Origin of the sequence: Metamycoplasma hominis ATCC 23114 (assembly GCF_000085865.1) — a bacterium.
Taxonomy (GTDB): domain Bacteria; phylum Bacillota_I; class Bacilli_A; order Mycoplasmatales; family Metamycoplasmataceae; genus Metamycoplasma; species Metamycoplasma hominis.
On sequence record NC_013511.1, the window covers coordinates 99,164 to 112,347 of the forward strand.

A 13,184-nucleotide genomic window follows, 5' to 3' on the forward strand; every position below is an offset into this window, starting at 1 on the left:
TTATGGAAAAAGACATTAATGTTCAATTAGTAAAATTATCGAAATATCAAAAGAAAAGTAAAATTAAAAAAGTATTTATTTATATTGGTATAGGATTTGTATTAATTTCTTTGATTATTATAATGATATTGGGTGTATACGGTATAGTTGGTGGTCTAGACGGATTAATAAAAAAAGGTTTATAAAAAACTGTAATAAAAAATATCGCATTTGCGGTATTTTTTATTGATATTTTTTAGTTTGCAAATATAATATTTAAACAAAGTCAATAAAAAATTAGGAGAGATATATGGCCTATGGAACTAAAAATTTATTAATATTTAAGAATAATTTAATTCAAAATAAACAAAATTTAAAATCTTTTGCACTTAAATTAAGCTTTTATGTTTTAAAACAAATGCCACAAATTAAAAGTGTTATATTGGCATATGACAATGAGTATTGAAAAAAAATGAGCCAATACGTAACTTATTATTTAAAATCCAGAGGTATAAATGTTTATTTTTTACATAAGAATCATTTAGGAGTTCCGTTTTCATTCCTGGAATTTGCTTTTAAAAAATTAAATACCTTGGACTTAGCAATATATTTTTCTTTTTTTGACAGTAAATCATGTGAAATTCAAACTATTTTTAAAAATCATCAAGAGATAAATTTTTTTGATTTTAATAATTTCAACCTCAATGAAAATGAATATCAATTTTTAAATGATGAGCCAATATATTTAGATACTAAGATGTTGCTTAATGATTATTTAAACCAAATTACTTCAAATAGAGTAACTAAATATCATAATTCAATCCTTAATTTAATAATTAACAAATATCAATATAATTTTGAATTAATTAAGAAGATTATGGGTTTTGACGATTTAGGATATAAATTTATTAATAAACAAAAATTCACTAACGATACAATTTTTAGAGTTTCTAAAACTTTGTTAACTAGAGGCACGCAGTTTAATTATTTCGCTAGATTTTTTATAAATCAAGAAGTTAAATATTATTTAGCACATAAAAAAATATTTAGTTATGATTTTAAACAAATTTTAAATGAACATTTAGTTGCATTATATATTAAATTTCAAAACACATTCTTTAGCTCAATGCTAATAAATGATAATTTTTTTAAAATAAATAAAATTTATATAAACCAACTTTATCCCACTCCTATTTTAATAAAAGTTTGTGAAATGTTTGACATAGAATATAGTTTTGTTTTGCATCAACAAGACATTATTTTAAACGACAATGAAAACGTTTTGTATGTTGATAATAATGATATTTCATTTTTAAGTGCTGAGTATAATTATAGAGATTCATTTAAGACATTTTTTTATATTAATGAAATGTTAAACTATTTTGAAACTCAGCAAATTGATATTTTTGACATTGAAAAAGAATTGAAATTAAAATTCTTAACTTATAAAGAATTTGAAATTGAATGTAGTATTGCAAATTTAGTTCATTTTAAAGACAAATTAAGTATTCAAAAATCAATATCTCGTATTGAAATTGATCAATTAACAGTTTTTGAAAACAAACAAGACAAATATATAAAATATATTGCTAAGATAGCATTAAAAACCAATCCTCAATGTTTTATATCTATTAGTTATAATGAAATCTCTTGCAAGTTGAAATTTTCTGTTTTTTATTCGCAAACTACAAAAATTTTCAATAAAATCAAAGAGTATTTTAACAAATTTCTTTTATTAAACAAAAAAATTCGCAACTAAGCGAATTTTTTAATATTATTCCTGGAACAAAAGCTTAATTTTATTAATAAATTCATCGTAGTCAAAAATTTTTAAAACATTGGCATCACTCAATATTGATCTAGCTGCTTGCTTTATTGCATCTCTTAATTGACCACTTCTTCTAGTTGCAACATCATCGGCAGGTTTGTATATTGATCCTTCATTGATTAAATGTTTAAAGTTTGTGAATGCTACTTCTTCGGCAATATTTTTTGTTACGTTCTTTGCATCTTGGCTTAGAAATTTAGTTGTAGGAGAAATATAACCACTAAAGATATTAAAAGCGTCTATTGCTTTTGTACCATCGGGGAATCTTTGAACATTTATCTTTTTACCCTTACTATCAACTTTATAAAGCTCTAAATTATTCAATGGTTGTGTATACATTCAATTAATAAATAATTTAGTTGCTTTGTCTTCTCTTTTATTTGCATGAACCGGAATTACAGAAGGACCTTGAAGAATGATTCCTCTATATTTTTCATTTTCTGAATATGAATAAGGGGGCGATATTATATCTACATCTTCTTGATTAATAAAATTATTAGCATTTAATACATTGACCTCTACATCTTTTTTGTCAATAAAGAAATATTCGTTATTGTCATTGTTAAAGAATTTTCCTAAATAAATTCCTTGAAATTTAGTTATTTTATTTCCGATTTTTAATTCGATTTTATCTTCAATTTTGTTGTATGAATATTCAGGTCCAGAAACAATAAATCCTGCCTTGCCTTGTAATTTTTTAGCTTCTTTTGTTGATAAAGAAGATATTTTTTTAATATATCTAGGATTTTGTTCTGCATCTTTTATATCTTTTTCACTAGCATCTGCTGTTCAAATTGTATTCGAATATTTATCATTCAATTGTTTAAATTTCGATAATCATTTTTCATTATTTTTGGGAGTATCGTTTAATATTTCAATTGTTGTGTTTGGATTTAACACTCTATTTGCTTGTTTGATTGTATAATTGTTATTTTTTCCATTTTCACTAACAAAAGTGTAATGATATGCAGCTGTTGAAGTAATAACCATTGCTAATTTATAGGTGGTAAAAATGCCTGTTCCTCAAACACCTTGTTTAGCTACTCAAACGGCACCTTCTTGAATACCTTTTAAAATAATAGAAGAAACTTTTTTAAATAATTTCGCTTGTTGGCTATCAGGATTTTCAATAAAATTGTCATAATTGTAGCCACCAGTTGTTGGGCAATTATTATCTGGGTTTATATAGTTTTTATTGATATCACCGCCAATGATTGATGTTGCCATAACATTGATAGCCGAAGGTATTTCATCTATTCCCAAAACATTTAATGTAGGGTCAGCATTATATAATCTTTTTGCTTGAATTGCAAAGTTAATTAAATCACTATAATTGTCAAATAATTTATCTGACATTTCTGGCAATTCTTTTAATATTTCAGGTGTTAATTTTTTTAAATTTTCTGGTGTTGTTTTTGAATATGCTCAAATACTATCAACGCCTTCTGCTTCTTGTTTATTATTATTGTAATAGTCTAAATAAGATTGCAATTTGCTGCTATTTTGACTATCTAATTTAACTCCTAAAGCCATTAATTCTTTAACGAATTTTCCAATTAATGCTTTAGCTACTGCAGTCATTTCTCCTGAACGAGATAGAGGTATTGCTCATTTTTTGTTATCTTTATTATTTGCAATTAAAGAGTTTGCAACATTAAATACAGGTTCAATGTTATATTTTTTAAAATCTTTGTCTTCAATTGCTAAATTCATTTTGTGATTTGCATATAAAGCAGCTGCTGATGCGTAATTTAATAAAATGTTGTGAAAATCTTTCCTATTTTTTACTTTTAAATCAAGTGCAATTGAAGATGTATTATATCCTGAAGCTAGTCAGGAAATTTTTAAAGGCAAGTATCCTTCAGATTGCTTGTTATTGTCTTTGATTCATTTGTTGTATGTATCAACAATCCCTTGAATAGCAAGCCCTTGCCAATCATTTTTTAAAAATCCCATTGCTAATACTAATTGGCCATCATCTTCTTGGTCAAATCCGTATTTCGAATTTTCTGTTGTTGAACATGAGGATAAAATCAATGTAGTCGTAGGAAGTAAACCTATAGTCATTAAAGTGAATAATTTGCCAAGTCTTTTCATATAATCTGTTTCCTTTAAAAATGTATAAGAAATGAACTACAAATTCATATAACCGTGTTGTTCTCTACTGGTTTTAAAACCATGTAGTAATATAAAATATATTTTAAATATAAACCCAAATTTCTTATTTTAACTAATGAAATAAATTATATATTTTTATTGCATTAATTTTTAGAAAACGAAATTCTTTATGCACTTTTAGAAACAAAAAAATGTCTTATTAAATTAAAAAATTCGCAACTAAGCGAATTTTTAATATTATTCTTGGAACAATAGTTTAATTTTATTAATAAAATCTTTGTAGTCAAAAACTTTTAAAACATTGGCATCACTCAATATTGATCTAGCTGCTTGCTTTATTGCATCCCTTAATTGGTCGCCTTTTCTAGTTGCAATATCATCAGCAGGTTTGTATATCGATCCTTCATTGATTAAATGTTTAAAGTTTGTGAATGCTATTTCATCAGCAATATTTTTTGTTGCACTCTTTGCATCTTGACTTAGATATTTATTTGTAGGAGAAATATATCCACCAAAGGCGTTGAAAGCATCTATTGCTTTTGTACCATCAGGGAATTTTTGAATGTTTGTTTTTTTGCCATTGCTATCAACTTTATAAAGTTCTAAATTATTCAATGGTTGTGTATACATTCAATTGATAAATAATCTAGTTGCTTTATCTTCTCTTTTGTTTGCATGAACTGGAATTACAGAAGGACCTTGAAGAATGATTCCCTTATATTTGTCATTATTTGAATATGAATAAGGTGCTGCTATTCAATCTGCATCTTCTTGGTTAATAAAATTATTGGCCTTTAATACTTTAACATCCACGTCTTCTTGATTAATAAAGAAATATTCATTTTCATTATTATTAAAGAATTTACCTAAATAAATTCCTTGTAATTTAGTTATTTTATTTCCTATTTTTAATTCAATTTTATCTTCGGCTTTATTGTATGAATATTCAGAACCGGAAACTATATAGCCTGCCTTGCCTTGCAATTTTTTAGCTTCATTAATTGATAAAGGAGATACTCTTTTAATGTATGTAGGATTTTGTTTAGCGTCTTTTATATCTTTTTCACTAGCATCTGATGCTCAAATTGTGTTTGGATATTTTACACCCAATTGTTTAAATTTCAATAATCATTTTTCATTATTTTTAGGAGTATTATTTAATATTTCAATTGTTGTTGTTGGATCTAATACCCTGTTGGCTTGTTTAATTATATAAGTACTATTTTTTTCATTATTGCCAACGAATGTGTGACGATATCCAGCAGTAGAACCAATATTTATAGCCATTTTATAACTAGTAAAAATACTTGATCCATAAACGCCTGGTTGAGCTACTCAAACAGCATTTTCTGAGATACCTTTTAAAATAATAGAAGAAACTTTTTTAAATAATTTTGCTTGTGGACTATTAGGATTTTCAATAAAATTGTCATAATTGTAGCCACCAGTTGCAGGGCAATTATCATCTGGGTTTATATAGTTTTTATTGATATCACTACCAATGATTGATGTTGCCATAACATTGATAGCTGAAGGTATTTCATCTATTCCTAAAACATTTAATGTAGGGTCAACATTATATAATCTTTTTGCTTGAATTGCAAAGTTAATTAAATCGCTATAGTTGTCAAATAATTTATCTGACATTATTGGTAACTCTTTTAATATTTCAGGTGTTAATTTTTTTAAATTTTCTGGTGTTGTTTTTGAATATGCTCAAATACTATCAACACCTTCTGCTTCTTGCTTATTATTATTGTAATAGTCTAAATAAGATTGCAATTTGCTACTATTTTGACTATCTAATTTAACTCCTAAAGCCATTAATTCTTTAACGAATTTTCCAACTAATGCTTTAGCTATTGTTGTAATTTCTCCTGAACGAGATAGAGGTATTGCTCATTTTTTGTTATCTTTATTATTTGCAATTAAAGAGTTTGCATTATTAAATACAGGTTCAATGTTATATTTTTTAAAATCTTTGTCATCAACTGCTAAATTCATTTTATGATTTGCATATAAAGCAGCTGCTGATGCGTAATTTAATAAAATATTGTGAAAATCTTTTCTGTTTTTTGTTTCTAGGTCCAATGCAACAGAAGAAGTGTTGTAACCTGCTGCTAGTCAAGAAATTTTTAAAGGTAAATATCCTGCTTGTTTTCTTTCTTCTTTGAATTTTGGATCATTTATTCAATTATTATATGTATTAACAATTCCTTGAATGGCAAATCCTTGCCAGTTACTTTTTGAAAATCCTGTTGCTAATACTAATTGTCCATCATCATCTTGGTCAAATCCATATTTTGAATTTTCTGTCGTTGAGCACGAGGCTGAAATTAATGCAGTTGCGGGAAATAATCCTGCTGCTACTGCTGTAAATAATTTGGTAATTTTTTTCATATAATTTATTTTTCTCCTAAAAAAAGTGTATAAAAAAACGAACTACAAATACAAACATGTTGTACAGTTATGTTCTTACTAGTTTAAAAAACGCTAGTAATATAAATATATATATTTTTTATTTTTTGTTTCAAAAATTTTTATTTTTTTTCAGCCAAAAATATAAATTTAAATTTTAAATTTTTGCTTGTTAAAATAAATTAATATATTGTTATTACATTATTTTTAAAAAATAGATTTTTTTATAAAAATTAGTGTAAAATAAGCATGCAATGACTCAGCATAAAAATATTTTTTAAATAATTTTTGCTACATTGGATTGAGAGTAAGAAAGCTGTAATCCGAAATCATTTAAGCAAAAATCTTAGGAAAGAATTTTTAAAGTCCTTGCATATGAAAGGAACTAAAAAATGTCAAAATTTGTTGGCTCAATGTTTAAAAAGAGCCGTAGATATGGAATTTCTTTATTAGAAAATAATAAAGAATTCACAAAAGGCAAAAAACGTACAACTGCCCCTGGACAACACGGAGCAAAAAGAAGCAAACCATCAGACTATCAACTACACATGTATGAAAAGCAAAAAGTTAGATATATGTATGGTTTAAATGAACGTCAATTTAAAAATTTATTTATTAAAGTTTCTAAAAAAGCCGGAGTTACTGGTATTAACTTGCTACAAACTGTTGAATCAAGATTAGACAATCTAGTATTTAGAGCAGGATTTGCAAGAACAAGAGCTCAAGCAAGACAATTAGTAAATCATGGACACTTCACAGTTGATGGATGCAAAGCAAACATTCCTTCAATGATTGTTAAAGTAGGTTCAGTTATTGAATTAAAAGAAGCATTACAAAATAATGTTGCTATTAAAGATGCTATTGAAGTAATGACAGTTGCTCCATGATTAACAAAAGAAAACTTTAAAGTAACATTTACAAGATTGCCAGAAAGAAACGAATTTGCTAAAGATATTAACGAATCATTAATCGTTGAATACTACAACCGTTAATAAACAAAAAACGAAGTTTGAACAACCTCGTTTTTTATTATTTATTTTTAACATAATTAGCTTTTTTAAAAAATATAAATTGTTTTTCTTTTGTTTTTGCAATCAAAACAATAAATAAGATAAATGTTGGTATATAAACTAAATTAATTAGATAAATATTATTGCATAAAGGATTAAGCGTCATTGTTATACTTGAAAGTGAAAACAGCGTATTTAAAATTTCAGGGAAAACTATAGAACTTAAAACAATAATCAAATAGTTTGTGAGTCTATCATGGCTAATTTGATAAAAAAGAGTACCCAAAATAAGTGATATTAGATATATTAATATAATTACAAAAGTAAACAATATTGCTTTTTTGAAGTTATTGGTGATTTTTATTAATAAAAAACTTAATAAAAATCAATAGGTTAATCTAAAAATATAAACATAAAAATATTCAATAATTTTTGTATTTTCTAAATATACAGGAGTTTTTGTATTTCAATGTCTGTGGATGATTTCATAAAAATTTTGTTTAATAAACAAAATCATTACGTTAATTAAAAATATTACAATCAATGATATTGCAGTCGTCAATATTATTATTAAATAGTTTCTTCTTTTTTCTTTGTGATCAAGTTCTATACTTCGTTTTGATAAATATCGTTTAACAAAATAGAAGTTTAAAAATAGTCCTATTGATAATAATGCCAAAAGAAGCTGGGTAGTATAAGAAGGAGCAATTAAAAATATTTGATTTATTAAAGGAAATAGATTAAATTGGTCGATTTGACCATCTATTTTTAACATTATTGCTGATACTAAAAGATAAATTACAAATCCTGCTAGCAATATTCAATATGGCAGAAATAGTAGTAATTGTTTTTTATTTTTTTTCATTAACAAATTTCTCCATTTCACTATGCATGGTAAATAAATGAATATATAGTTTTAGCTCCATATGCGATAATTAATTTTTATTTTAGCTATTGTTAATATCTAATTATTTTTTAGTTTCTTGGATATAATATCATTTGCTTTTTCAATTCATAAACTCATTTGGTTATGAATGTAATTGTAAAATCAACTAGATTTGTTTAAATATTCTTCATTAAATTTTTTTAATTCGAAACTAAAAGTATTTGCTGCTTCTAATAGTAATGCTTCGTATTTTGTATTATCCAATGTTTTAAATAGTTGTTCAAGTTCCTTTTTTGCATCTTCTGGGTTGCAATATATATAAAAGGGTTTAATAATATTATTTTGGATTTTTGTCATAATAATAAAGCAATAATTAAGGTCTTCATCATTGACAAAATTTAATAGTTTTTTTATTAGTTTTTGAATAATATAACTTGCTTGGTAATTATCTTCATCATTTGAATTGCTGAATTTAAATTGGTATTCTGTTTCTTCATCAAATAATTGATTATCAGCAACAAATGCTTGGTTTATATCACAATATAAACCTTGAAAATTATCAATGTCATATTGACTTAAATTATTTGATATTGAAGTTAGAAGTACTTCATTATCGTGTTTTATTTTTGAAGCCTTTGCATAAATTGTAAATTCGATTGTTCTAACAAGCGGAATTAATTTATATTCATCAACATCATTCAAAGGTAATAGTAATCTAGAACAAATCATATACTTTCTCCAATCTAATAAAAAAACCACAAGACATAATACTTCTCGATATGGCTGCTATATTTCTATCCTGACCAAGTTACAAGGTTATCATTCTCATGGCATAATAATTATACTAAAAAACAACTATTAATACAAAAACTATTCAATATTTTGATTAATTTAACAATTTAATTCTTATTTTTTATTGCCCTTGTAGTTGCTATTGTTTGGGTTCAATTGATTAGAATGATTGTTTAAATTTGATCTGTATGCTGAGTTATTAGAATTATTTTGATTTGAATAATTATTCATTTGTTGTCTTGTATGTGTGTTTCCACTTACTTTATTATTTTTGTCATTCATAATTTACTCCTAATTTTTATATTCATTCGGCAATCCATAATGATCACAAAGCACAATGTATGCTGCCATTTTTTTAGCAAGTTTTTTTGATGTGCCATATCCTTCTGTGTATTTAGTCCATAAGCCCATTCATTGAAGATTTCTAAAATTAACATTACATCTGCAATGTCATCATTGTTTGCCGTTATTATCAATTATAGGTTTTTCTGATATTTGATATATTGGCATTGAGCATTCACCACGCTCTGCTAATTCTTTTAATGTATTGATAGCATTTTCTAATTTAAATTTATCCGGTCTTTTTTCTCTGCAATCAACATCTTTAAAAAAATGTTCAATATCTAACATCTTTATAATGATGTTTTTTAAACGCTTAATATCTCAACCACTGTCAATTGCTATTGCACCAATTATAGCTTCAAATAAATCAGCTTTCACACTATCTTGATTAGCAACATTATTTCTTTTATCATTATCTCCTAAAACTAAATACTTAGCAAAACCTAATTTATTAATTTTTTTAGCTAGTGTTTTATTGCTTACGATTTGATTTTTTAAATCAGTAAAATCGGATTCATTTTTATTGGCTATAAGGCAATATTCTTCAAGATCTTCATATTTGTTGTAATATTGCGAAGCCGATTTTAAAAAGCCAAATTCTTCTGCCATTAGTTGAACTACGCAAAAGCTCAAAACTGAATCTCCTATAAATTCAAGAACTTCATTATTTTAAACTCCATATTGATTTGAATAAGAACTTCTAGTAAATGCTTGATAAAGTAAAAATTTATTTTTGAAGAAATATCCTATTGTATATTCAATTTGATAAATATATTCTTGCCATTCTTCTATTCCCATATTTGAATTTTTCCTTTCTAAAATAATTATTGTTCAATAGTTAAAATATGCTTTTGTTATATATTTTAAATTTTATTTAATTAAGGCAAAATAATTTTTATAATATAGTCCATCTAAACTTCTTTATTTTTAAGTGGCAAAAAAGTTTAAATAATACTTATTATTCAACTACTTTAACAAAACTAAATTATTGAACAATTTAATTATACTTTATATTAAATTATGACTTTCTTTTATTTAAAAATGAATTTAAGCGTATATATATTAATTTTTGCAAAATAATATTGCAATGTGAGTTTTATTTGATTTTAGCGTTTTATAATAATTTAAATAATATAATATTTATGTATTTAGGAGAAATTATGTCAAACTAAGAAAAAATTTATGTTTTTAGTTATGGAACTATTCAAGATCCACAATTTTATAAAGAATTATTACCAAACTCAAAGCCAATGCCTGCAATATTAAACGGTTATGCAAAATGTGTTGATGAAACAATGTATTTTTTATTAAAAAAAGATTTGTCAAGTCAAGTTAAGGGAAGCGTATTTGAAATTAATAAAGAAGAATTGTTTTTAATTGATAGATGGGAATTATTTCCTCAATATCAAAGATTTCAAGTCAATGTTTTATTAACCGAAACAAATGAAATTTTAGAAAATGTTTATGTATATACAAAATTAGAAGTTGGAAAATATTATTTAGCAACAGATGATATGGGATTTTCTAGAAATCCTAATGCCAATGAAAATAATTTAAATGCTTTTATTGAAATGGAAAAGGCAATAAAAGATTTTCCATTAACTGACTATATATTTTTATATGACATAAACGAACAAGAATTTGAAGAAATTAATAAATTAACTCACCCTTATGCTGCTTTAATTATTGATGATAAGGAAAATAGAAATTATGTTGCAATTCACGGATCAATTTTTGCAATTAAAGAAGATGGTAAAATGTATGCAGCCTTAACTTCGTTTAGCCAAAAATCAAATTTAAATAGTATTTTTTATTATCAAGCATTTAATGAAAAGTTATTAAATAGCAAACCAGAAATAACGTTAAAATCGTTATATGATAATACAAATATAGATTTTTTAATTAATAAAAAACCTGTTTATTATTTAAGCTCAAGAGAAGACAAAACAATCAATGAAACTCAAGTTGGTTGATATGAAAATAAAGCCTTTGAATTAGTTGAAAAAGATTTTGACATTGATCCATTTATTCGCTTTAATAAAATGTTAAAAGCATTTTTTGATACAAAACAAAAAAATGATAAATAAAGAAATAATTATAAAAAATGTGCCACATAAACCCGGAGTTTATTTATGAAAAAATAAAAATGGCAATATTATTTATGTTGGCAAAGCAAAAGATTTGAAAAATAGAATGTTGCAATACTTTGATATAAAAATGCAAAATTCTTTTAAAACAGAAAAAATGAGGCAAGAGATTGCCGATTTTTCTACAATCATTTTAAGCTCGGAACGTGAAGCATTTATTGAAGAAAGAAAATTGATTGATTTTTACAAGCCATTTTACAATGTTCTTTTTCCAACTAGAGATAGTTTCCCTTATATAAGAGTTAAATTACTAAGTACTAATAAATTAATAATTGATATAAAAAATCATTATAAAAAAGAACCAAATTCTATATATTATGGTCCTATTCCTGACAATAAAAATTTCAAACCATTAATTAGATATTTGAATCATTTACTACTTTCTAAGGATGGAATCATAATTGAAAAACAAAGTCCTGAATTTGCAAAGCAGAGATTTGAACAAGCCAAATCAATCATGAAATTTGGTCCTGATTTTAAAAGAAATTTAAAACAAAAAATCAATGAGGCAATTGAAATGAACCTGTTTGAGCAGGCGAGATTTTATGACCAAATTTTAGATTTATTAAATTACAATAAACAAAGTCAAAATATTTTTATAAAAACTATCAAAGATATTGATGTCTTTGGTTTTTATCAATATCAAAACTATATGATGGTTAATGTTATGATTTATAAAAATGGATCATTAGTAAATTCTTACGACTATATTTTTGAAATAATATTGAATGAACATGAATTTGTTAATCAATTTATTGATGAATTTTATGTTAATAATCAATTACCGGCTCAAATAATAATACCTTTAAAATATTATGAATTAGGTGGATTTGATTATAATGACAAAGTAAGCGCGCCATTGAACAAATTAAACAAAAACTTGATTGATATTGCTATTGAGAATGCATCAAATAATATTGAACAAAAAATAAAAAATTATTTGAGTAAGCAAACAAAAGACAATGAAATTTTCAATAAATTATGTTCATATTTGAATGTTTATGCAGAGAGAATTGTTTTATTTGACAATTCATTTTTATCAAATACTAACGAAGTAATAGGAGCAGCTTGCTATTTTAAAAATGGCCAAGCTTTTAAAAAATTCTACCGTTTCTATAATTTAAAATTGAATTTATTAAGAAATGCTGATGTTGAATATATGCAACAAACTTCCTTTAATTATTTAAAAGATTTGGGAGATCAAGTTGATGTTGTTATTGTTGATGGTTCAATTGGTCAAATAAATGAAGTTAAAAAATCAATGGCATTTTTAAATTTAAATATTCCTCTATTCGGGCTGGTTAAAAATAGTAAACATGAAACTCAAAAATTAATTGATTCAAACAACAACGAAATTAAAATAGATGACCAAGATGTATTTAATTTGCTTTCAAGAATGCAAACAGAGGTTGATAGGTTTGCAAAATATAGATATAACCAAAAACAAAGAAAATCAATGTTATCTAATCCTCTATTAAAAATAAAAGGTATTGGATTTAAGACAATAGAAAAATTAATTAATTATTTTGGCAGTTATAAAAAAATTCAACAAGCTTCTTTTGATGAAATATCAAAGGTAGCAAACAAAAAAGTTGCTAAGCTAATTTGTGAAGACAAAGGGGAATCGTTTTATTAAATTATTTTTCAAAAATATTAAAAAAATT

11 protein-coding genes, 1 other RNA gene and 1 pseudogene are annotated in these 13,184 nt (G+C 24.8%); 5 read left to right on the top strand and 8 right to left on the bottom strand.

What is annotated here, in order from left to right:
- Positions 1–2 precede the first annotated feature (2 nt).
- Both MHO_RS00425 and MHO_RS00430 read left to right on the top strand, forming a co-directional pair.
- On the top strand, positions 3–185 hold the full coding sequence (locus MHO_RS00425; RefSeq protein WP_143763815.1) for a hypothetical protein: 183 nt from the start codon (positions 3–5) through the stop codon (positions 183–185).
- A gap of 104 nt (positions 186–289) precedes the next feature.
- Positions 290–1,738: a hypothetical protein gene (locus MHO_RS00430; RefSeq protein WP_012855354.1), complete on the top strand. Its 1,449-nt coding sequence runs from the start codon at positions 290–292 to the stop codon at positions 1,736–1,738.
- A 15-nt stretch (positions 1,739–1,753) separates the two neighbouring features.
- Here the strand turns inward: MHO_RS00430 and MHO_RS00435 are convergent, their stop codons facing one another.
- Entirely contained in the window at positions 1,754–3,904 is a 2,151-nt protein-coding gene (locus MHO_RS00435; RefSeq protein WP_012855355.1) for a P68 family surface lipoprotein, read from the bottom strand.
- Between the two features lie 258 nt (positions 3,905–4,162).
- Complete coding sequence (locus MHO_RS00440; RefSeq protein WP_012855356.1) at positions 4,163–6,325, bottom strand: P68 family surface lipoprotein; 2,163 nt, start codon at positions 6,323–6,325, stop codon at positions 4,163–4,165.
- 410 nt (positions 6,326–6,735) lie between these two features.
- Between MHO_RS00440 and rpsD the strand changes: the two genes are divergently transcribed.
- Positions 6,736–7,335, top strand: a complete 600-nt coding sequence (gene rpsD / locus MHO_RS00445; protein ID WP_012855357.1) for a 30S ribosomal protein S4 — start codon at positions 6,736–6,738, stop codon at positions 7,333–7,335.
- Positions 7,336–7,372: 37 nt separating this feature from the next.
- Here the strand turns inward: rpsD and MHO_RS05205 are convergent, their stop codons facing one another.
- The 6 genes and pseudogenes from MHO_RS05205 to MHO_RS05215 form a co-directional block, all read right to left on the bottom strand.
- A complete protein-coding gene (locus MHO_RS05205; RefSeq protein ID WP_012855358.1) occupies positions 7,373–8,218 on the bottom strand; it encodes a hypothetical protein in 846 nt (281 codons plus the stop codon).
- Between the two features lie 99 nt (positions 8,219–8,317).
- Positions 8,318–8,968 (bottom strand): hypothetical protein, encoded by a 651-nt coding sequence (locus MHO_RS00455; protein ID WP_012855359.1) that lies wholly within the window; start codon positions 8,966–8,968, stop codon positions 8,318–8,320.
- A 12-nt stretch (positions 8,969–8,980) separates the two neighbouring features.
- An RNA gene (gene ffs, locus MHO_RS02995) (signal recognition particle sRNA small type) lies at positions 8,981–9,078 on the bottom strand.
- 67 nt (positions 9,079–9,145) lie between these two features.
- Positions 9,146–9,313, bottom strand: coding sequence for a hypothetical protein (locus MHO_RS03070; RefSeq protein WP_162980102.1), 168 nt, complete (start codon positions 9,311–9,313; stop codon positions 9,146–9,148).
- Between the two features lie 9 nt (positions 9,314–9,322).
- Positions 9,323–10,030 (bottom strand): annotated as a pseudogene (locus tag MHO_RS05210) (ribonuclease III domain-containing protein); the annotation flags it as partial.
- Between the two features lie 12 nt (positions 10,031–10,042).
- Positions 10,043–10,171, bottom strand: a complete 129-nt coding sequence (locus MHO_RS05215; RefSeq protein ID WP_269076317.1) for a hypothetical protein — start codon at positions 10,169–10,171, stop codon at positions 10,043–10,045.
- 380 nt (positions 10,172–10,551) lie between these two features.
- On the opposite strand from MHO_RS05215, the gene MHO_RS00465 reads away from it, so the two are divergent.
- Both MHO_RS00465 and MHO_RS00470 read left to right on the top strand, forming a co-directional pair.
- Positions 10,552–11,460 (top strand): gamma-glutamylcyclotransferase family protein, encoded by a 909-nt coding sequence (locus MHO_RS00465; protein WP_269076318.1) that lies wholly within the window; start codon positions 10,552–10,554, stop codon positions 11,458–11,460.
- The gene (locus MHO_RS00470; protein WP_012855362.1) at positions 11,450–13,156 is read left to right on the top strand and encodes a GIY-YIG nuclease family protein; all 1,707 of its coding nucleotides are present in this window, start codon (positions 11,450–11,452) and stop codon (positions 13,154–13,156) included. Before MHO_RS00465 ends, MHO_RS00470 begins: the two co-directional genes overlap by 11 nt.
- Positions 13,157–13,184 lie beyond the last annotated feature (28 nt).